The organism is Kitasatospora aureofaciens, from assembly GCF_019192735.1.
GTDB lineage: Bacteria > Actinomycetota > Actinomycetes > Streptomycetales > Streptomycetaceae > Kitasatospora > Kitasatospora aureofaciens_A.
This window is the reverse complement of record NZ_JAHTKP010000002.1, coordinates 264,963-282,889: the sequence shown is the minus strand read 5'-3', so window position 1 is coordinate 282,889 and position 17,927 is coordinate 264,963. Positions and strand designations below refer to the sequence as shown.

At 73.3% G+C, this 17,927-nt stretch carries 17 protein-coding genes; 12 read left to right on the top strand and 5 right to left on the bottom strand.

Annotated features, from left to right (window positions below):
• Window positions 1–20 precede the first annotated feature (20 nt).
• The gene (gene nadA, locus KV557_RS03335) at window positions 21–1,253 is read left to right on the top strand and encodes a quinolinate synthase NadA (protein WP_374106584.1); all 1,233 of its coding nucleotides are present in this window, start codon (window positions 21–23) and stop codon (window positions 1,251–1,253) included.
• 78 nt (window positions 1,254–1,331) lie between these two features.
• Here nadA and pspAA read toward each other — a convergent pair whose 3' ends face one another.
• Complete coding sequence (gene pspAA, locus KV557_RS03330) at window positions 1,332–1,625, bottom strand: PspA-associated protein PspAA (RefSeq protein ID WP_218198071.1); 294 nt, start codon at window positions 1,623–1,625, stop codon at window positions 1,332–1,334.
• Between the two features lie 37 nt (window positions 1,626–1,662).
• Complete coding sequence (locus KV557_RS03325) at window positions 1,663–2,463, bottom strand: PspA/IM30 family protein (RefSeq protein WP_218198070.1); 801 nt, start codon at window positions 2,461–2,463, stop codon at window positions 1,663–1,665.
• 299 nt (window positions 2,464–2,762) lie between these two features.
• On the opposite strand from KV557_RS03325, the gene KV557_RS03320 reads away from it, so the two are divergent.
• Together KV557_RS03320 and KV557_RS03315 are read left to right on the top strand one after the other, a co-directional pair.
• Window positions 2,763–3,362: a DUF3043 domain-containing protein gene (locus KV557_RS03320; protein ID WP_218198069.1), complete on the top strand. Its 600-nt coding sequence runs from the start codon at window positions 2,763–2,765 to the stop codon at window positions 3,360–3,362.
• Between the two features lie 188 nt (window positions 3,363–3,550).
• Window positions 3,551–4,291, top strand: a complete 741-nt coding sequence (locus KV557_RS03315; RefSeq protein WP_218198204.1) for a class I SAM-dependent methyltransferase — start codon at window positions 3,551–3,553, stop codon at window positions 4,289–4,291.
• Window positions 4,292–4,308: 17 nt separating this feature from the next.
• Here KV557_RS03315 and KV557_RS03310 read toward each other — a convergent pair whose 3' ends face one another.
• Window positions 4,309–4,509, bottom strand: a complete 201-nt coding sequence (locus tag KV557_RS03310) for a hypothetical protein (protein WP_218198068.1) — start codon at window positions 4,507–4,509, stop codon at window positions 4,309–4,311.
• 96 nt (window positions 4,510–4,605) lie between these two features.
• Between KV557_RS03310 and cobU the strand changes: the two genes are divergently transcribed.
• The 7 genes from cobU to KV557_RS03275 all read left to right on the top strand — a co-directional run bounded on the left by cobU (window position 4,606) and on the right by KV557_RS03275 (window position 13,358).
• Entirely contained in the window at window positions 4,606–5,178 is a 573-nt protein-coding gene (cobU, locus tag KV557_RS03305) for a bifunctional adenosylcobinamide kinase/adenosylcobinamide-phosphate guanylyltransferase (protein WP_218198067.1), read from the top strand.
• 28 nt (window positions 5,179–5,206) lie between these two features.
• Window positions 5,207–6,322: a nicotinate-nucleotide--dimethylbenzimidazole phosphoribosyltransferase gene (locus KV557_RS03300; RefSeq protein WP_218198066.1), complete on the top strand. Its 1,116-nt coding sequence runs from the start codon at window positions 5,207–5,209 to the stop codon at window positions 6,320–6,322.
• Between the two features lie 163 nt (window positions 6,323–6,485).
• A complete protein-coding gene (locus KV557_RS03295; RefSeq protein WP_218198065.1) occupies window positions 6,486–7,277 on the top strand; it encodes an adenosylcobinamide-GDP ribazoletransferase in 792 nt (263 codons plus the stop codon).
• Window positions 7,278–7,538: 261 nt separating this feature from the next.
• Window positions 7,539–9,041 carry a leucyl aminopeptidase gene (locus KV557_RS03290; protein ID WP_218198064.1) on the top strand — a complete coding sequence of 501 codons (1,503 nt, stop codon included), beginning with the start codon at window positions 7,539–7,541 and terminating at the stop codon, window positions 9,039–9,041.
• 403 nt (window positions 9,042–9,444) lie between these two features.
• Window positions 9,445–10,851: a dihydrolipoyl dehydrogenase gene (gene lpdA / locus KV557_RS03285; protein ID WP_256176846.1), complete on the top strand. Its 1,407-nt coding sequence runs from the start codon at window positions 9,445–9,447 to the stop codon at window positions 10,849–10,851.
• Between the two features lie 56 nt (window positions 10,852–10,907).
• Window positions 10,908–12,674 (top strand): 2-oxoglutarate dehydrogenase, E2 component, dihydrolipoamide succinyltransferase, encoded by a 1,767-nt coding sequence (gene sucB, locus KV557_RS03280; protein ID WP_218198062.1) that lies wholly within the window; start codon window positions 10,908–10,910, stop codon window positions 12,672–12,674.
• Window positions 12,675–12,842: 168 nt separating this feature from the next.
• The gene (locus KV557_RS03275; RefSeq protein WP_218198061.1) at window positions 12,843–13,358 is read left to right on the top strand and encodes a DUF4240 domain-containing protein; all 516 of its coding nucleotides are present in this window, start codon (window positions 12,843–12,845) and stop codon (window positions 13,356–13,358) included.
• 15 nt (window positions 13,359–13,373) lie between these two features.
• Here KV557_RS03275 and KV557_RS43990 read toward each other — a convergent pair whose 3' ends face one another.
• Together KV557_RS43990 and KV557_RS03265 are read right to left on the bottom strand one after the other, a co-directional pair.
• Window positions 13,374–14,444, bottom strand: coding sequence for a DUF2510 domain-containing protein (locus tag KV557_RS43990; RefSeq protein ID WP_218198060.1), 1,071 nt, complete (start codon window positions 14,442–14,444; stop codon window positions 13,374–13,376).
• 111 nt (window positions 14,445–14,555) lie between these two features.
• Window positions 14,556–15,053 (bottom strand): GNAT family N-acetyltransferase, encoded by a 498-nt coding sequence (locus KV557_RS03265; protein ID WP_218198059.1) that lies wholly within the window; start codon window positions 15,051–15,053, stop codon window positions 14,556–14,558.
• A gap of 63 nt (window positions 15,054–15,116) precedes the next feature.
• Here KV557_RS03265 and KV557_RS03260 point away from each other — a divergent pair, with 63 nt between their 5' ends.
• Complete coding sequence (locus tag KV557_RS03260; RefSeq protein WP_218198058.1) at window positions 15,117–16,022, top strand: TIGR01777 family oxidoreductase; 906 nt, start codon at window positions 15,117–15,119, stop codon at window positions 16,020–16,022.
• Window positions 16,023–16,367: 345 nt separating this feature from the next.
• Window positions 16,368–17,699, top strand: coding sequence for an NAD(P)/FAD-dependent oxidoreductase (locus tag KV557_RS03255; RefSeq protein ID WP_218198057.1), 1,332 nt, complete (start codon window positions 16,368–16,370; stop codon window positions 17,697–17,699).
• Window positions 17,700–17,927: the final 228 nt, after the last annotated feature.

Below are 17,927 nucleotides of genomic sequence, written 5' to 3'. Positions count from 1 at the left end.
GCACAGAAGGGCACCCGCCCGTGACCACCACCATCACCGAGACCTACGGCGTCGACCCCACTCCGACGCCGCTCGCTCTGCTGCTGCTCGGCCGCGAGGCCGACCCGAACAGCGAGCGCGGCGTCGAGTGCCCCGGTGACCTCCCCCCGGCCTCCGACCCGGACCTCGTCGAGCGCGCCCGCGCGGCCAAGGCCGCACTCGGCGACCGCGTCTTCATCCTGGGCCACCACTACCAGCGCGACGAGGTGATCGAGTTCGCCGACGTCACCGGCGACTCCTTCAAGCTCGCCCGGGACGCGGCGGCCCGCCCGGAGGCCGAGTACATCGTCTTCTGCGGCGTGCACTTCATGGCCGAGTCCGCGGACATCCTCACCACCGAGGACCAGCGGGTCGTCCTCCCCGACCTCGCGGCCGGCTGCTCGATGGCCGACATGGCCACCGCCGAGCAGGTCGCCGAGTGCTGGGACGTGCTGACCGACGCCGGCATAGCCGATGTGACCGTCCCGGTCTCGTACATGAACTCCTCCGCCGACATCAAGGCCTTCACCGGCAAGCACGGCGGCACCATCTGCACCTCCTCCAACGCCAAGCGCGCCCTGGAGTGGGCCTTCGAAGAAGGGGCGGCGCGAAGCGCCTCGAGCGAGGGTGGTGGTGGGCGACGGGTGGGAGAGAAGGTGCTCTTCCTGCCCGACCAGCACCTCGGCCGCAACACCGCGGTGCGCGAGATGGGCTTCTCGCTGGACGACTGCGTCCTGTACAACCCGCACAAGCCGAACGGCGGCCTGACCGCCGAGCAGCTGCGGAACGCCAAGATGATCCTGTGGCGCGGCCACTGCTCGGTGCACGGCCGGTTCAGCCTGGACTCGGTGAACGACGTCCGCGAGCGCATCCCCGGCGTCACCGTCCTGGTGCACCCCGAGTGCAAGCACGAGGTCGTCACCGCCGCCGACATGGTCGGCTCGACCGAGTACATCATCAAGGCCCTGGACGCCGCCGAGCCCGGCTCCAAGTGGGCCATCGGCACCGAGCTGAACCTGGTCCGCCGGCTCGCCAAGGCGCACCCGGACAAGGAGATCGTCTTCCTGGACAAGACGGTCTGCTTCTGCTCGACCATGAACCGGATCGACCTGCCGCACCTGGTCTGGGCGCTGGAGTCGCTGGTCGAGGGCCGGGTGCCGAACGTGATCACCGTCGACCCGGAGACCGAGAAGTACGCCAAGGCGGCGCTGGACCGGATGCTGGCCCTGCCGTAAGGCGGCCGGTACGCGAAAGGGCGGGCCCCCTCCGGGTGGAGGGGGCCCGCCCTTTCGTCTGGCAGCGCGGCGCGGAGGCTATTCCGGGTATCCCGGGATGACGCCCTCGTCGTCGGCCATCAGCAGCGCGCGGACCTCGTCGATCGTCGCCTCGGCGGCCGGCAGGATCAGCTCGGACGGCTCCAGCGACTCGTCCGGCAGTCGGGTGCCGTACTGCTTCACCGCATCCAGCAGCTTGCCGTACGCGCGACGGAAGAGCTCCTCGTCCCCCGAGTCCACTGCGGTGACGAGCTCGGCGTCCAGCTCGTTGAGCAGGTTCAGGTGGTCGTCGCCGACCTCGAACTGCCCCTCACCCATGACCCTCATGATCATGCCGTGCGTCTCCCTGGTTCGTGGGGTGGAGCTCAGGTCACTTGTTGTAGTTGATGCGCGGGGTGTCCTGCTGCGGGTGGGCGTCCTGCGGCTTGCCCTGCTCGATCGCGGCCGGACCGGACGGCGAACCGCCGGAGAGCTCGGCCTTCATCCGGGCCAGCTCCAGCTCGACGTCCGAACCGCCGGCGACCCGCTCCAGCTCCGCCTCGATGTCGTCCTTGCGGCCGAGACCGCTGGCGTCGTCGAGCGCGCCGGAGGCCAGCAGCTCGTCGATCGCGCCGGCCCGGGCCTGCATCTGCGCGGTCTTGTCCTCGGCCCGCTGGATGGCCAGGCCGACGTCGCCCATCTCCTCCGAGATCCCGGAGAAGGACTCGGCGATGCGGGTCTGCGCCTGGGCGGCGGTGTAGGTGGCCTTGATGGTCTCCTTCTTGGTGCGGAAGGCATCCACCTTGGCCTGCAGCCGCTGGGAGGCGAGCGTGAGCTTCTCCTCCTCGCCCTGGAGCGCCTGGTACTGCGTCTCCAGGTCGGTGATCTGGGACTGCATGTTGGCCTTGCGGGTCAGCGCCTCGCGCGCGAGATCCTCACGGCCCAGGGACAGCGCCTTGCGGCCCTGGTCCTCGTACTTCGCGGACTGCTGCTGGAGCTGGGTCAGCTGGAGTTCCAGGCGCTTGCGCGAGGTCGCGACGTCCGCGACACCACGCCGTACCTTCTGCAGCAGTTCGAGCTGCTTCTGGTAGGAGTAGTCGAGCGTCTCACGGGGATCCTCCGCCCGATCCAAGGCCTTGTTCGCCTTGGAGCGGAAGATCAACCCCATACGCTTCATGATTCCGTCGCTCATGGGCCTCGGGTGCCCCCTTCTCCGGCCTGCGGTCTCTATCTCGTTACCAGACACGACGAGTGTATGTGCAGCGAGCCCGTCGCCGCAGTCCACCTGCCTGCAACAAGACTGCTACAGCGACGCGCCCCACTCCTCATCCCCGGGGTGGATCCGGCTCTCATCCCCCCCATCCTCCATCCGACTGATCCCCTACGGGAAGGGCCCGGAAAACCCCATCGGGGCTCCCACCTCCCGGATCGATATGCGTTTGGGTCCGAGGCCACCCCGAGAAGCCCGTCCGCACCCCGTACGCTGGGGGTGTGTTCCGACGCCGTTCAGATGATGCCGCCGCCTCCGCCGCCGTGCTGGAGAAGCAGGACGAGACGACCCAGGCCCGCGACCCGCAGGCCAAGAAGGGCCGCCCCACCCCCAAGCGCAGTGAGGCCGAGGCCAACCGGCGTACCCGGGTGACGGTGCCCAAGGACCGCAAGGAGGCCGCCCGCCAGGCCCGCGAGCGGATGCGCTCCGAGCGCGAGAAGCAGCGCACCGCGCTGCTGGAGGGCGACGAGCGCCACCTGCCGCCCCGCGACAAGGGCCCGGTGCGCAAGTTCGCCCGCGACTACGTGGACTCCCGCTGGTCGCTGTCCGAGTTCTTCCTCCCGGCCGCCGTGCTGATCCTGGTGCTCAGTATCGTCAAGGTGCCGGCCCTCCAGCTGCTCTCCACGCTGCTGTTCCTGCTGTTCTTCGTGCTGGTCGCGCTGGACTTCGTCCGCCTCGGCTTCGGCCTGCGCAAGCAGCTCGCCGAGCGCTTCGAGAACCAGAACACCCGCGGTGCGGTCGCCTACGGCCTGATGCGCATCCTGCAGATGCGCCGGCTGCGACTGCCCAAGCCGCAGGTGCGTCGCGGGGAGAGGCCCTGACCGCCGAACCGGTGGACTCCGGCTGGGCCCCACCGTCCTGGGAGGGGCCCGGCCTGTACGCGCTGCCGGGCCAGGGCGACGGCGGGCACGACCGGCTCGGCCAGGACCGGCCCGGGCAGGAACGGTTCGGCCAGGAACGGCGGCTTCCCTCCCGCAGCGGTTCCTTCGCCGGCGGCACCGGTGCCTGGCTGGACCGTCTCGGCGGACTGCGCAACTTCGTCCGGCAGGAACTGGTCGCCCGGCAGCTCGCCGAGCAGTTGGCCGGCCGCACCTCCCAGCGCGTCCTCGACATCGGCTGCGGCCAGGGCACCCAGGCGCTGCGCCTGGCCCGGGCCGGCCACTACGTCACCGGCATAGACTCCGACCCGGTCGCGCTCGGCGTCGCCCAGGGGGCGCTGGCCGAGGAGCCGGCCGAGGTCCGCGACCGGATGCAGCTGCTCAGCGGTGACGGCCACCAGTGCGGGCGCTGGTTCGGCCCGCGCAGCTTCGACGTCGTGCTCTGCCACGGCGTCCTGATGTACCTGCCCGACCCGGACCCGATGATCGCCTCGCTGGCCCGGCTGCTGGCGCCCGGCGGGCTGCTCTCGCTGCTGGTCCGCAACCGCGACGCGCTCGCCCTGCGGCCCGCCGCCGCCGGGGACTGGCGGGCCGCCCTGCACGCCTTCGAGAGCGACCGCTACTACAACCGGCTCGGGCTGGCCGCCCGCGCCGACCGGCTCGCCGACCTCTCCGTCACCCTCTCCGAGGTGTCGGTGCCCCTGAAGCACTGGTACGGCGTCCGGGTCTTCACCGACAACGCGCCCGACGACGCGGCACCGCCGGTGGACGGGCGGCAGCTGGCCCAGCTCCTGGAGGCCGAGGACCGGGCCGGCCGCACCAACCCCTACCGGCAGGTCGCCGCGCTGCTGCACGTGATCGGGGCCAAGTAGGCCCACTGGATGGGGAGTTACTCCTCGTGCAGGCTCATCGAGTAGATCACCCGGTCGTCCTCCAGCAGGACCGCGGTGTCGACGCCGTCCTCCGCGAGCTGCTTCCAGGTCTCCCCGATCCAGGTCTCGGCGTCCCCCTGGCCGGCGAACTCCTCCTGGCCGACGCTCGTCGTCGGCTCGGTGCCGTCCGCCCTCTCGTACCGCCACGTCCAGACCATGCCCGGCTCCTCCCACTGACGACGCTGCCTGTGTGCTGCGCACCTTAGCCTGCCCGGCCCGATCTTCCGTATGCCTGGTCGGGCAGGATGGGCCGCATGGCGACCCACCCCGCACCCACCCGCACGCTCCTCCTCGGCGGGGCGCGCTCCGGCAAGTCCACCAAGGCCGAGCAGCTGCTCGCCGGCCACCCGGACGTCCTCTATGTGGCCACCGGCGGCACCCGGGACGGCGACGCCGAGTGGGCCCAGCGGGTCGCCCTGCACCGCGAGCGGCGGCCGGCGAGCTGGCGCACCGCCGAGACCTGCGACCTGGAGACCGTGCTGGCGGACACCGCCGATCCGGCGCCGGTGCTCGTCGACTGCCTGGCGCTGTGGCTGACGTCGGCGATGGACGAGTGCGGCGCCTGGGACGACGCGGTCTGGGCCGACGGTGGCGAGGCCGCAGTGCAGCGGCGTTGCGAGGCGCTGGCGGCGGCCTGGGAGCGGACGGGCCGTCAGGTGGTCGCGGTGAGCAACGAGGTCGGCATGGGCGTCGTCCCGGCCACCGCCGCCGGCCGCCGCTTCCGCGACACCCTGGGCCGGCTCAACATGGCCGTGGCGGACGCCTCGGAGCGTGTGCTGCTGGTCGTGGCCGGGCAGGTTCTGACGGTCAAGCCAGCCGCAGGCTGAACACCGGCGGCGTGTAGCCTTCCCACCGATGGACACGACCGTGGATCTCGATACGTTCTCCTCGCTCGTCGAGCGCCCCGACGAGAGCGCCCGGCGGGCCGCCGACGAGCGCTGGCAGGCAGCCGGCCGGCCGCGCGGCGGGCTCGGCAAGCTGGAGGAGCTTGGCAGCTGGCTGTCGTCCGTGCAGGGGCGCTCCCCGGTGCGGCCGGTGTCGGCCCCCAAGGTGCTGCTGTTCGCCGCCGACCACGGAGTGGCGGCGCTCGGGGTGTCCCGGCTGCCCGCCAAGAGCGGCACCGCGGCCCGGGTGCGGGCGGTGCTCGACGGCACCGCGCCGGTCGCCCGGCTGGCCCGGCGCTACGGCGCCGACGTGCGGATCGTCGACGTCGCGGTGGACGCCGACCCGGCGGACTTCCCGGACGAGGTGGTCGCCCACCGTATCCGCCGCGGTTCCGGCCGGATCGACATCGAGGACGCCCTCACCCCCGAGGAGACCGTCCGGGCCTTCCGGGCCGGCATGGCCGTCGCCGACGAGGAGGCCGACGCGGGCACCGACCTGGTGCTGCTCGGGGACCTCGGAGTCGCCTCCACCACCGTCGCCGCGGTGCTGGTCGGCGCGCTCTGCGGGACGGACGCCGCCGCGGTGACCGGGCGCGGCTCGGGGATCGACGACCGGGTGTGGATGGTCAAGTGCGCGACCATCCGGGACTCGCTGCGGCGGGCCCGGCCGGTGCTCGGCGACCAGCTGGCGCTGCTCGGCGCCACCGGCGGGGCTGACTTCGCGGCGATCACCGGTTTCCTGCTGCAGGCCGCGGTGCGGAAGCTTCCCGTGGTGCTGGACGGGGTCGTCTCGGCCGCCTGTGCGCTGGTCGCGCAGCGGATCGCGTTCCGGGCGCCGGAGTGGTGGCGGGCCGGGCAGTCCAGCGGGGAACCGGCGCAGGCGAAGGCGTACGACCGGCTCACGCTGACGCCGCTGCAGGACCAGGGGATCACCATGGGCGAGGGCGTCGGCGCGCTGCTGGCGCTGCCGCTGCTCCAGGCCGCTGGGGACGCCCTCGCGGAGGAGGCGCCGCAGCCGTACGTGCCGCCGGCACCGAAGGAGCAGCCGAAGCTGCCGTCGGCGGCGGATCTGCTGCGGCGGCTGTAGCAGGGCATCGGCAACTGGCTGTCGGGGCGCGGCTTCGGGCCGTGGCCTTCTGTCTCGCGCAGTTCCCCGCGCCCCTTTCGGGGCGCCGGGAGCTGCGCGATTTCGGTTCCCGCGTCCCGGTCGGGGCGTGGGTGGTCTCTTCGGCTACGGAGGAAGTGACGTCGTGTCGGACGACCGTGAACGGGCCACGTGGGGCGAGGGGTTGCGGTTCGCGTTCGGGACCTTGTCCGTTCTGCGGGTGCGGGTCGACCGATGGGACCGGGCCGCCGGGGGGCGGGCCATGGTGGCGGCCCCCGTTGTAGGGGTGGTGCTGGGCGGGATCGCGGCCGGGGCAGGGGCCCTGGTGGCGTGGCGGGCCGGCGGGCTGCTCGGGGCGGTGGCGGCGGTGGGGGTGCTCGCCGCGCTGACCAGGGGGTTGCACCTGGACGGCCTCGCGGACGTCGCCGACGGGCTGGGCAGCGGGAAGCCGGCCGAGGATGCGCTGCGCATCATGAAGCAGTCCGACATCGGCCCGTTCGGCGTCCTGACCCTCGTGCTCGCGCTGCTGGCCCAGATCGCCGCGCTGGCCGAGCAGTTCGACGCCTCCACCGGGCGCGGGGCGCTCGCGGTGCTCGCCTCGGCGGTGGCCGCGCGGTGTGCGCTCGCCTGGGGGTGCCTGCGGTCGGTGCCGCCCGCCCGGCCGGGCGGGCTCGGCGCGATGGTGGCGAGCACGGTGACGCCCGGGGCGGCCGTCGCCGGGACGGCCGCCGCGGCGCTCGCACTGGCCGCCCTCGGCGCACTTGACGGTTCGCCCGCTCTCCGCCTCCCGGCGGCCGTTGCGCTCGGCACCGGCTGTGCCTGGCTGCTGCTGCGGCGTTGCGTACGACGGTTCGGCGGGATCACCGGGGACGTGCTCGGCGCGATGGCCGAGACCGCGGCGACCGGCACGTTGTTCGCCCTGGCGTTGCTCGGCTGACACCGGGCGGCGCGTGATCCCACCATGCGGACTACCATGCGGGGAGCACCGCAGCCCTGCACCGTCGCAGGTCCTGCCCGCCCGGCGCGTACCGAGGAGCCGGGACCTCTGGTGTGCGCGGCCGCGACGTGCGGGTGCGCGCAGCCAGGGGGCCCGGACCCGGCCCGCGCTGGCGGGACGGCCGTGACGCCCGCCGGGCTGCGCCGGCGCGGCAGCCTCGCCGCGACCGGCCGTGGACCGCGAAAGAACAGGACGCATTACGTGACTGCATTGTCTGTGAGCACCTCCTCCGCCGCCTCGCTGCGCGCGGACGCCCTGGTGATCGGTGTCGCCAAGGGCCCCAAGGGCATCGTGCCGGCCCCCGGCGCCGAGGCCGTGAACGAGGCGTTCGAGGGCAAGCTGGCCGAGGTCCTCACCACCCTGGGCGCCACCGGTGCCGAGGGCGAGGCCGTCAAGGTGCCCTCCCCCGCCGGCCTGAAGGCCGCGCTCGTGCTCGCGGTCGGCCTCGGCGAGGCGGCCGAGGACGGCTATGGACTGGAGGCGCTGCGTCGCGCCGCCGGTGTCGCCGCCCGCACCCTGGCCGGCACCAAGAAGGCCGCGCTGGCGCTGCCGGCCGAGTCCGCGGACGAGGTCGAGGCGGTCGCGCTGGGCGGCCTGCTCGGCTCGTACGCCTTCGGCACCTACAAGGCCGACGGCAACGGCAAGGAGCCGGTCGGCGAGCTGGTCGTGCTGGCCCCGCGCAAGGGCAGCAAGGACGCCAAGGCCGCCGTCGAGCGCGCCGTCGCCGTCGGCGAGGAGATGAACCGCGCCCGCGACCTGGTCAACACCGCGCCGAACGACCTGAACCCGAAGAGCTTCGCCGCGATCGCCCAGGCGGCCGGCAAGGAGCACGGCCTCAAGGTCGAGGTGCTGGACGAGAAGGCGCTGACCAAGGGCGGCTTCGGCGGCCTGCTGGGCGTCGGTGGCGGCTCGGCCAACCCGCCGCGGCTGGTGAAGGTGGCGTACACCCACCCGAAGGCCAAGGCCACGCTGGCGTTCGTCGGCAAGGGCATCACCTACGACTCGGGCGGCATCTCGCTGAAGCCGGCCGGCCACAACGAGACCATGAAGTGCGACATGGCCGGCGCCGCCGCCGTGTTCGCCGCCGTGGTCGCGGCCAAGCGCCTCGGCCTGGCCGTCAACGTCACCGGCTGGCTGGCGCTGGCCGAGAACATGCCGTCCGGCACCGCCACCCGCCCGGGTGACGTGCTGCGCATGTACGGCGGCAAGACCGTCGAGGTGCTGAACACCGACGCCGAGGGCCGCCTGGTGCTGGCCGACGCGATCGTGCGGGCCGGCGAGGAGAACCCGGACGTCATCGTCGACGTGGCCACCCTGACCGGCGCCATGGTGATGGCCCTGGGCAACCGCACCTTCGGCGTGATGTCCAACAACGACGAGCTGCGCGAGACCCTGCACGCCATCGCGGGCGAGGCGGGCGAGCAGTCCTGGCCGATGCCGCTGCCGGCCGACCTGCGCAAGGGCATGACCGAGTCGACCATCGCCGACCTGTCCAACATGGGCGAGCGGATGGGCGGCGGCCTGGTGGCCGGTCTGTTCCTGAAGGAGTTCGTGGCCGAGGGCGCCACCTGGGCGCACCTGGACATCGCCGGTCCGGCGTTCCACGAGGGCGCGCCGTTCGGCTACACCCCGAAGGGCGGCACCGCGAGCGCGGTGCGCACCCTGGTCCGCTACGCCGAGCAGACGGCGGCGGCCAAGGCCTGATCCGGGCCGCAGGGCCCGACCCGGCACCCGCTCCGACGGGGGCCCGGCGCGTGTTCGCCGGGCCCCCGTCGGCGTTCCCGGTGGGTTACCCGCTGGTAGGGCTCCGCCCGACCCCGCACCCCTGTTCGCTGCGGGCGAAACTTTGTTCCACACTGCGGAAGAGGCCGCGCCCGGGGTGGGCGCCGACGCCCGTCCGGCAGCTGTCAACCCGGCGTTGAGCTGCGATGATGCCCTTCCGTCCGGGGTCTTCCCGCCCCGGTGACCGCCCTCCGGGACACCCCTGGGGCGGACCCGGACATCAGCCACCGCGAACAAGTGCGAAGATGTATTTCCGGCACGACTGGGCGCCCCACAAAGGCTTCCGACCCACCGGACCGCGACCGGCCCGGCGATCCACACCCCATTGCATGGAGGACGTGACGTGGCGAACGACGCCAGCACCGTTTTCGACGTAGTCATTCTCGGAGGCGGAAGCGGCGGTTACGCCGCGGCGCTCCGCGCCGCTCAGCTGGGCCTGAGCGTTGCCCTGGTCGAGAAGGGTGAGCTGGGCGGCACCTGCCTCCACCGCGGCTGCATTCCGACCAAGGCGCTCCTGCACGCGGCGGAGATCGCCGACGAGACGAAGGAGGCCGCCGAGTTCGGCGTGCTGGCCACCTTCCAGGGCATCGACATCAACGGCGTCCACAAGTACAAGGACGACGTCATCGCCGGCCTGTACAAGGGCCTGCAGGGCCTGGTGGCCTCCCGCAAGGTGACCTTCATCCAGGGCGAGGGCAAGCTCTCCTCGCAGACCTCGGTGGACGTCAACGGCCGGCGCATCGAGGGCCGCCACATCGTCCTCGCCACCGGCTCCGTGCCGCGCTCGATCCCGGGCCTGGAGATCGACGGCAACCGGGTCATCTCCTCGGACCACGCGCTCAAGCTCGACCGCATCCCGAAGTCGGCCATCATCCTGGGCGGCGGCGTGATCGGCGTCGAGTTCGCCTCGGTCTGGAAGTCCTTCGGCGTCGACGTCACCATCGTCGAGGCGCTGCCGCACCTCGTCCCGCTGGAGGACGAGAACTCGTCCAAGCTGCTGGAGCGCGCGTTCCGCAAGCGCGGCATCAAGTTCGAGCTGAAGGCCCGCTTCTCGGGCGTCGAGTACACCGAGGCCGGTGTCCGCGTCTCCACCGAGAACGGCAAGCAGATCGACGCCGACCTGCTGCTCGTCGCCATCGGCCGCGGCCCGGTCTCGGCCGGCCTCGGCTACGAGGAGAACGGCGTCGCGATGGACCGCGGCTACGTCCTGGTCGACGAGTACATGCGCACCAACGTGCCCACCATCTCGGCCGTCGGCGACCTCGCCCCGACCCTGCAGCTGGCCCACGTCGGCTTCGCCGAGGGCATCCTGGTCGCCGAGCGCCTGGCCGGCCTCAAGCCGGTGCCGATCGACTACGACGGCGTCCCGCGCGTGACCTACTCCAACCCCGAGGTGGCCTCCGTCGGCATCTCCGAGGCCAAGGCCGTCGAGCTGTACGGCAAGGAGAAGGTCGTCACCCTCAAGTACAACCTGGCCGGCAACGGCAAGAGCAAGATCCTGAAGACCGCCGGCGAGATCAAGCTCGTCCAGGTCAAGGACGGCGCCGTGGTCGGCGTCCACATGGTCGGCGCCCGGATGGGCGAGCAGGTCGGCGAGGCTCAGCTGATCTACAACTGGGAGGCCCTGCCGGCCGAGGTCGCGCAGCTCATCCACGCGCACCCGACCCAGTCCGAGGCCCTGGGCGAGGCGCACCTGGCGCTGGCCGGCAAGCCGCTGCACGCGCACGACTGATCACGCCCCCACCCCCCATTTCCAGTACGCAAGACTTGATAGGAGTCGCTGAAACCATGGCGGTCTCAGTAACACTGCCCGCGCTGGGCGAGAGCGTTTCCGAGGGCACTGTCACCCGTTGGCTGAAGGCCGAGGGTGAGCGTGTCGAGGTCGACGAGCCGCTGCTCGAGGTCTCGACCGACAAGGTCGACACCGAGATCCCGGCGCCGGCCTCCGGCATCCTGGCCTCGATCAAGGTCGCCGAGGACGAGACCGTCGAGGTGGGCGCCGAGCTGGCGATCATCGACGACGGCACCGGCGCCCCGGTCGCCGCTCCGGCCCCGGCCGCCGCTGCCGCTCCGGTCGCCGCCCCGGCCCCGGTGGCCGAGGCTCCGGCCGCTCCGGCCCCGGTTGCTGCTCCGGCTCCGGCCGCTGCTGCCGCTCCGGCCCCGACCGCCGACGCCACCCCGGTCCTGCTGCCCGCGCTGGGCGAGTCGGTCACCGAGGGCACCGTCACCCGCTGGCTGAAGGCCGAGGGTGAGACGGTCGAGATCGACGAGCCACTGCTCGAGGTCTCGACGGACAAGGTCGACACCGAGATCCCGTCGCCGGTCGCCGGCGTCGTCGTCAAGATCCTGGTCGGCGAGGACGAGACCGCCGAGGTCGGCGCCCAGCTCGCGCTGATCGGTGTCCCGGGTGCCGCCGCTGCCGCTCCGGCCCCGGTTGCCGCTCCGGCTCCGGCTCCGGTTGCCGCTCCGGCCCCGGCTGCCCCGGCCCCCGTCGCCCCGGCTGCTCCGGTCGCGCCGGCCGCCCCGGCTCCGGCCCCGGTCGCCGCTGCTCCGGCCCCGGCCGCCCCGGCCCCGGTTGCCGCTCCGGCCCCGGTCGCCCCGGCTGCTCCGGCCGCTCCGGTGGCCGACGCCGGTGACGCCTACGTCACCCCGCTGGTGCGCAAGCTCGCCGCCGAGCACAACGTCGCGCTGTCGGCCGTTGCCGGCACCGGTGTCGGCGGCCGCATCCGCAAGCAGGACGTCATCGCCGCCGCGGAGGCCGCCAAGGCCGTTCCGGCCCCGGTCGCCGCTGCCGCCCCGGCCGCCGCGCCGAAGGCCGCCGCCGCGCCGTCCGCCCTGCGCGGCCAGACGGTCAAGATGACCCGCATGCGCAAGGTCATCGGCGACAACATGATGAAGGCCCTGCACGAGCAGGCCCAGCTGACCAGCGTGGTCGAGGTGGACGTCACCAAGATCATGTCGCTGCGCGGCAAGGCCAAGGACGCCTTCCTCGCCCGCGAGGGCGTGAAGCTGTCCCCGATGCCGTTCTTCGTCAAGGCCGCCGCCCAGGCGCTGAAGACCCACGCGGTCATCAACGCCCGGATCAACGAGGCCGAGGGCACCATCACCTACTTCGACACCGAGAACATCGGTATCGCGGTGGACTCCGAGAAGGGTCTGATGACCCCGGTCATCAAGGGTGCGGGCGACCTCAACATCGCCGGTATCTCCAAGAAGACCGCCGAGCTGGCCACCAAGGTCCGCGACAGCAAGATCACCCCGGACGAGCTGTCCGGCGCCACCTTCACCATCAGCAACACCGGCTCGCGCGGTGCGCTGTTCGACACCGTGATCGTGCCGCCGAACCAGGCCGCCATCCTGGGCATCGGCGCCACCGTCAAGCGCCCGGTCGTCATCGAGTCCGACGGCGGCACCGCCATCGGCATCCGCGACATGACCTACCTGTCGCTCTCCTACGACCACCGCCTGGTGGACGGCGCCGACGCCGCCCGCTACCTGGTCGCGGTCAAGGAGATCCTGGAGGCCGGCGAGTTCGAGGTCGAGCTCGGCCTCTGACCCACGCGGTCGCGGCTTGACCGTGACTTGGTCGTACGGAACCCCGCGTCGTCCTCGGACGGCGCGGGGTTCCGCCGTTCCCGCCGGGGTTCTTTGCTCAGGTGTCACCAGCGTTTCGCCGGGCCATGGCATGCGCGGAGGCGGGTGAACGGGGATGCTGGAGCGGTGATGGACGAGACCGACTTCTGGCAGATCATCGACGAGACCCGGGACGCCGCCGAGGGCGACCCCGACGAGCAGGCCGACCGGCTGGTGGAACGCCTCGTCCAGCTGACCCCGGACGACGTGATCGACTTCGCCCGGCTGTTCGAGGCCCGGTTCCAGCGCGCCCACCGGTACGACCTGTGGGGCGCCGCCTACCTGCTGCTCGACGGCGCCTCCGAGGACACCTTCGACTTCTTCCGGTGCTGGCTGATCGGCCAGGGCCGGGACGTCTTCGAGGGCGGCCTGCACGAGCCGGACGACCTGGCGGACCTGCTGCCCGAGTTCGACGACGAGGAGGACGGCGAGGCCGAGGACCTCGGCTACGCCGCCGACGAGGCGTACGAGCAGCTGACCGGGCTGCCGCTGCCCGAGGTGGGCGGGCGGCAGGCCGGCCGTCCGTCCGGGGCGTCGCTGGACTTCGACGACCCGGACGTCATGGCGAAACGCTTCCCCAAGCTCTGGGAGCGCTACGGGGACTGATCGGCCCGGCGCCGGTCAGGTCGTGCTGCCGGTGCCGGCGCTGCCGTCCTGCTTGATGCCCTTGAGGATCTGGTCCAGCACCGAGGCGTCGGGCGCGGCCGGGTCGTCGTCCACGCCGCCCTCGAACACCACGAACCCGCCGCCCTTGGCCGGGACGGCGGCCAGCAGGACGTAGCCCTGGGTGCCGTCCGACGTGCGGATGTGCCAGCGGGAGGCGTAGCCGAGGACGCCCGCGACGGTGACGTAGCCGGAGCCTGAGTCGGTGTGCGAGGTGATCCCGGTGAAGATCGCGCCCGCGTAGCCGGGCATCGTGGCCTCGGCGGCGTTCTTGGCGGTGGTGCCCTGGACGGTGTCCTTCTGGACCGAGAACTGGCCGCGGATGCAGGAGTTGCCGTCCGGGCAGGTGTAGCGGCCGACGCCGAGGAAGACCGTCGCCTTCGTGCCGTTGGTCGTCGCGTCCCAGCCGTCGAAGACCGGGACGGTGATCGCGTGCTGGGCGTCCGGCACGGTGCTCTTGAGGGCCGGCGCGGGCTTGGGCGCGGGCAGGGTCGGCGTCGGCACCGTGGTGGGCAGGGTGTAGGTCGGGCTGGGGGCGGGACTCTCGCTCCGGGTGACGGTGACCGTCGGGTTCGGCGACGGATCGGCCGACGGGGAGCCGCTGTTGAGCATCAGGGCGAGGATCACGCCGCCCACGGCGAGCACCCCGAGCCCGATGCCGACGACCACGCCCGGCTTCACCCCGCCGCCCGGCTTGGCCGGCGGCGGGTAGCCGTAGCCGGGCACCGGGGCTGCCGGGTAGCCGTAGCCCGGGGCCTGGCCGCCCGGGTAGCCGTAGCCGGCGGCCTCGTGCGGGCTGCCGTAGCCGGCGGCGTCCTGCGGGGCGCCGTAGCCGTACCCGGGCGGGGTCGGGGCCGGCGGTCCCGGGGGCTGCCAGCCCTGGGTCGGGGCGTCGGCGAGCTGGGCCGCGCCGCCCTGGAGCGGGCGGACGTCACTGGTCCAGGCGGTGCCGTCCCACCAGCGCTCGTGGCCGGCCGTGCCGTCCGCACCGGGTACCGGGTACCACCCGGGAGGCGTCGAGTTGCTCACGGGCGTACGGTACCCGGCGGGATGCCGTCGCAGACAGGGCGGGCGGGTCACGACTCTGCACCATCCGCACACATCTGACGTTGCGTCAGATGTGCGCGAGTGGTGAGCGGGTCAGCCGGCCAGGGGGCGGGCCATCAGGATGTCGTCGACGTATGTCCCGTCGATCAGGAACTCCTCGGAGAGCGAGCCCTCGACGACGAAGCCGCAGCTCTCGTAGAGGCGGCGGGCCGGGGCGTTCCAGCCGAGCACCCGCAGGGTCACCTTGCGCGCGCCCCCGGCCTTCGCGGCCTGGCAGGCGGCCTCGACGAGCTTCCGGCCGACGCCCCGGCCGCGGACCGAGGTGTCGACGCCCAGGCCCTGGATCTGGCGGACGTGCCGGTTACTGGCCAGCGGGGTGGCCGGGACCTGGCGGACGTAGCCGACGATGCGGCCGTCGACGAGGGCGAGCAGGAACTGGTCCGGGGTGTGGCGCTCGTCGAACACGCCGTCCTCCTCGGACGGCTCCGGGGAGACGTCGGACAGCGTGGACCAGGCGGCGCGATTGAGGACGGCGAGTGCGCGCTCGTCCTCGGCCAGAGCCGGGCGGATGATCAGATCGTCGTCGTGCATGCGCGTCAGCCTAATGAGCCGCGTGCAAACATCCCAGAGGTTAAAGACTGCAAGGATAGGCGCATGCGCATCGCTGTCACAGGCTCCACGGGATTGATCGGTTCGGCGCTCGTCCGCTCCCTGCTGGCGGACGGCCACGAGGTGGTCCGGCTGGTCCGGCACCGCTCCAGGACGGGCCCGCAGCCCGACGGCAGCACGGCGATCGGCTGGAACCCGCTGCTCGGCCAGGTGGACCGGGACGGGCTGGCCGGCGTCGACGCGGTGGTGCACCTGGCCGGCGCCGGGGTCGGCGACCACCGCTGGACGGACGCCTACAAGCGGGAGATCCGGGAGAGCCGGGTGCTCGGCACCGAGACCCTGGCGGTCGCGCTGGCCGAACTCAAGGAGCCGCCCCGGGTTCTCGTCAGCGCCTCCGCCGTCGGCGTGTACGGGCAGACCGGCGACCGCGTGATCGACGAGGACTCCCCCCTCGGCGGCGACTTCCTCGCCGAGGTCTGCGTGGAGTGGGAGGCCGCCGCCCGGCCGGCCGAGCGGGCCGGGATCCGGGTGGTCCACCCGCGCACCGGGCTGGTGCTGTCCGCCTCCGGCGGGGCCGGCGGGCGCCTGTTCCCGCTCTTCCGGCTCGGCCTGGGCGGGCGGCTCGGCGACGGGCAGCAGTACTGGAGTTACATCTCGCTGGCCGACGAGGTCGCCGCGCTGCGCTTCCTGATCGACCGGGAGGACCTCACCGGCGCGTTCAACCTCACGGCGCCGGAGCCGGTGACCAACGCCGAACTGACCGCGGCCCTCGGGCGGGTGCTCGGGCGGCCGACGCCGTTCCCCGTCCCCGAGGCGGTGCTGAAGGTGGTGCTGGGCGAGCTGGCGGTCGAGGTCGTCGGCAGCCACCGGGTGGTGCCGCGGCGGCTGTTGGACGCCGGGTTCCGCTTCGCGCACCCGGATGTGGACGCGGCGGTGCGTGCGGCGCTCTGAAGGCTTTGGGGCGTAGCCCGGCTACGGCATTCGCCCTGGCCAGGGGCATATGCCGGGCGGGGGTCGGACGGGCCCCGGGAGGGGCTCCGGGAGGGGGCGCACGGGAGCACACGGTGGGCGCGTTGCACGCCCCCGGTGACCGTACGCGCCCGCCGACCCCCGAACCCGGCCGCCGCGGCGCACAGTCCGTGACCGCGCCCCCGCCCGACCCCTTCCGGGCACCGGATCCGGTCCGATGCGCTTGTCTGATGCTCACACTGACTGGGCATCACATCGTCGGACCGTGTCCCGGCACCCCGCTGCCTGCGTCGGCCGGAGCCCCGGGACCAGGGAGGGAGCACGCCAGTGCCCACGTACGACTTCACTCGCCGCGCCCGCCGACCGTCCGACCCGGACGTCGTCGTGGTGGGCGCCGGACTCGCGGGCCTCGCCGCCGCCCGCGCGCTCACCGGCCAGGGCCTCACCGTTCAGCTCCTGGAGAGCACCGACCGGATCGGCGGCCGCATGGCCACCCGCGAGCTGGATGGATTCCGGCTCGACGACGGCAGCCATCTGCTCAACACCGCCTTCCCCGAACTACGCCGCGCGCTCGACCTCGACCGCCTGGACCTGCGCCCGCTCGCGCCCGGCGTACTCGTGCACAGCGCCGGCCGCCGCTACCGCGCCGGGGACCCGCAGCTGACCGCCGCCCGGCAGGCCGCCACCCGGGCGCCGCTCGGCAGTCCGCTGGACAAGGCCCGGCTCGGCAGCTGGCTCGGCCGGCTCGCCGCCACCCCGGCCACCCGGCTCCAGGCCCGCCCGGAGACCACCACCGCCCGCGCGCTCACCGGCCACGGGCTCGCGCCGCGCACCGTCGACGGCTTCCTGCGGCCGCTGCTCAGCGCCCTGCTCAGCGATCCGGCCCTCGGCACCAGCAGCCGGATCGCCGAACTGGTGCTGCGCAGCTATGCCCGCGGCCGGCTCTGTCTGCCCGCCGGCGGCATCGCGACCGTGCCGGCCCAGCTGGCCGCCGCGCTGCCCGCCGGCGCCGTGCGCACCGGGGTGCGGGTCACCGCGATCGCGGCCGACGGCGTGGAGACGGCCGAGCACGGCCGGATCGGCGCACAGGCCGTCATCGTCGCCACCGACGCCCGCTCCGCCGTCGAACTCCTGCCGGGGCTGCGACTGCCGGACTTCCACCCCGTCACCACCTTCTTCCACGCGGCCGACCGCGCCCCGCTGGGCGAGGCCGTCCTGCTGCTGGACGCCGACCGGCCCGGCGGCCACCCGCCGCTGGTCTCGCACTCGCTGGTGCTCAGCGAGCTGCACGCCTCGTACGCCCCGGCCGGGCAGGCGCTGATCGTGACCACCGTGCTCGGGCGGCGCGTCTTCGACGCGAGCGGCCCGGCCGGGTTGGAACCCGCCGTCCGGGCCCGGCTCGCCGAGCTGTACGGGACGCCGACCCGGGGCTGGCAGTTCCTGAGCGTCCGGCACGTCCCGGACGCGCTGCCCGCCATGCCGCCGCCGCACAACCCGCGGCGCCCGGTGCGGATGCTGGCCGGGCTGTACGTGGCCGGCGACCACCGGGACACCAGTACCGTCCAGGGCGCGCTGGTCTCCGGGCGGCGGGCGGCGCAGGCGGTGCTGCGCGACCTGGGCCTGCCGACCGGCGTCCGGGAGGCTGAGGAGGCGGCCTGAGGCCGGGCTGTGGCGGCCTGAGGCCGGGCTGTGGCGGCCTGAGGCCGGGCGCTGTGGCTCCCTGAGGCCGGGCGCCGTGGCTACCTGAGTGCGGGCCGCGGCTCCCTGGAACACGCGGCCGGTCTGCCGGAGCGACGGACCGACACCGCGCCAGGATGCCGACATGACCGCTATCCGGATGGTTTACCCCGCGCGGCCTCGGATGGTTGACCTTGTTCGGCCGGTTGC

What these genes read in the sequence shown, in the direction of transcription:
- KV557_RS03260 (WP_218198058.1), top strand. Translation starts at nt 15,117, where the DNA reads ATGCGCATCGCTGTCACAGGCTCCACGGGATTGATCGGTTCGGCGCTC.
- cobU (WP_218198067.1), top strand. Translation starts at nt 4,606, where the DNA reads ATGGCGACCCACCCCGCACCCACCCGCACGCTCCTCCTCGGCGGGGCG.
- pspAA (WP_218198071.1), bottom strand. Translation starts at nt 1,625, where the DNA reads ATGATCATGAGGGTCATGGGTGAGGGGCAGTTCGAGGTCGGCGACGAC.
- KV557_RS03300 (WP_218198066.1), top strand. Translation starts at nt 5,207, where the DNA reads ATGGACACGACCGTGGATCTCGATACGTTCTCCTCGCTCGTCGAGCGC.
- KV557_RS03310 (WP_218198068.1), bottom strand. Translation starts at nt 4,509, where the DNA reads ATGGTCTGGACGTGGCGGTACGAGAGGGCGGACGGCACCGAGCCGACG.
- KV557_RS03265 (WP_218198059.1), bottom strand. Translation starts at nt 15,053, where the DNA reads ATGCACGACGACGATCTGATCATCCGCCCGGCTCTGGCCGAGGACGAG.
- sucB (WP_218198062.1), top strand. Translation starts at nt 10,908, where the DNA reads ATGGCGGTCTCAGTAACACTGCCCGCGCTGGGCGAGAGCGTTTCCGAG.
- KV557_RS03325 (WP_218198070.1), bottom strand. Translation starts at nt 2,463, where the DNA reads ATGAGCGACGGAATCATGAAGCGTATGGGGTTGATCTTCCGCTCCAAG.
- KV557_RS03275 (WP_218198061.1), top strand. Translation starts at nt 12,843, where the DNA reads ATGGACGAGACCGACTTCTGGCAGATCATCGACGAGACCCGGGACGCC.